At 53.8% G+C, this 1,406-nt stretch carries 2 protein-coding genes and 1 pseudogene; all 3 read left to right on the top strand.

Annotated features, from left to right (window positions below; genetic code table 11):
• On the top strand, positions 1–547 hold a 547-nt coding region (ftsY, locus tag ABYW01_RS21250), incomplete at its 5' end, for a signal recognition particle-docking protein FtsY (protein ID WP_372836593.1).
• Between the two features lie 18 nt (positions 548–565).
• On the top strand, positions 566–1,225 hold the full coding sequence (gene ftsE / locus ABYW01_RS21245) for a cell division ATP-binding protein FtsE (protein WP_193951269.1): 660 nt from the start codon (positions 566–568) through the stop codon (positions 1,223–1,225).
• Positions 1,218–1,406 (top strand): annotated as a pseudogene (locus tag ABYW01_RS21240) (hypothetical protein); the annotation flags it as partial. The gene ftsE and the pseudogene ABYW01_RS21240, both read left to right, overlap by 8 nt.

Below are 1,406 nucleotides of genomic sequence, written 5' to 3'. Positions count from 1 at the left end.
TAAGCGCTTCCAGGGTGAAGGTAAGTCTGTGATGCTGGCAGCCGGTGATACATTCCGTGCGGCGGCGGTAGAACAGCTGCAGGTCTGGGGTGAGCGTAACGACGTCCCAGTGGTCGCTCAGCATACGGGTGCGGATTCTGCGTCCGTTATTTTCGACGCATTACAGTCTGCTCAGGCGAAAAATGTTGATGTGCTGATCGCGGATACCGCAGGTCGATTGCAAAACAAAGATCACCTGATGGAAGAGCTGGAAAAAGTGGTGCGCGTGATGAAAAAGCTCTCGCCTGACGCGCCTCATGAAGTGATGTTGGTGCTGGATGCCGGTACCGGTCAGAACGCACTGAGTCAGGCTAAGCACTTTAAAGACTCCGTTGGGGTATCAGGTATTACACTGACCAAGCTGGACGGAACAGCGAAAGGTGGTGTGATCTTTGCGATTGCGAAACAGATGGGACTGCCTATTCGCTTCATTGGTGTTGGCGAGCAGATCGATGATCTGCGTCCGTTCAACTCCACGGAGTTCGTCGACGCACTGTTTGAAGAATAATAAAAAAGAGTACAACGGATGATCCGTTTCGATAGAGTCGGTAAACGCTTTGTCACCGGGCAGGATGCCCTGAGTGATATCAGTTTTGACCTGAAACATGGGGAAATGGCCTTCCTCACAGGGCACTCTGGGGCGGGTAAAAGTACTCTGCTGAAACTGATCATGCTGATGGAAAGGCCAACACAGGGCAGTGTCTTTGTCGGTGATCAGGACCTTTCCAGCCTGAAAAGCAGTGAGATTCCTTATCTACGCCGGAAGATCGGTGTGGTGTTTCAGAATCATCAGCTGCTGTTTGATCGTACCGTGTTTGACAACATTGCGCTGCCGCTGGAGATCTCCGGTTACTCGCCGGAAGATGCCGCACGCCGTGTACGTGCCGCATTGGATAAAGTAGGTCTGCTCACCAAAGAGAAGATGACCCCGGTTATGTTATCCACCGGTGAGCAGCAGCGTGTGGGTATCGCCCGCGCAATTGTGAATAAACCTGAATTGCTGTTGGCGGATGAACCGACGGGAAACCTTGACCCGTCACTCTCGGAAGAGATCATGCGCCTATTTATGGAATTTAATCGTCACGGGACCACCGTGCTGATTGCCAGCCATGACCTCAACCTAATCTCCCGGATGCGTAACCGTATCCTGACTCTGAAAGGCGGGAGGCTGGTAGCCGGTGCCTAATCGTACGGATGAACGTCGCCGGGGCGCTGTACGCCAGCCATCGGCCAGTGCCACGCGTCAAACCAAGCAAGCGGCACCTGCACCACAAGCGCCGCCGCAAAAAGGGGCTGAGCGTCACAAGATCAGGTTTGCTGACCAGCGCCGAAACTGGACCCGCAATCACGTCAATGTTGCCGCGAAG

It is taken from the genome of Pontibacterium sp., assembly GCF_041587635.1.
Lineage (GTDB): Bacteria > Pseudomonadota > Gammaproteobacteria > Pseudomonadales > Balneatricaceae > Pontibacterium.
Note: the sequence above shows the minus strand (reverse complement) of the source record. Positions and strands in the feature narration are given on the sequence as shown.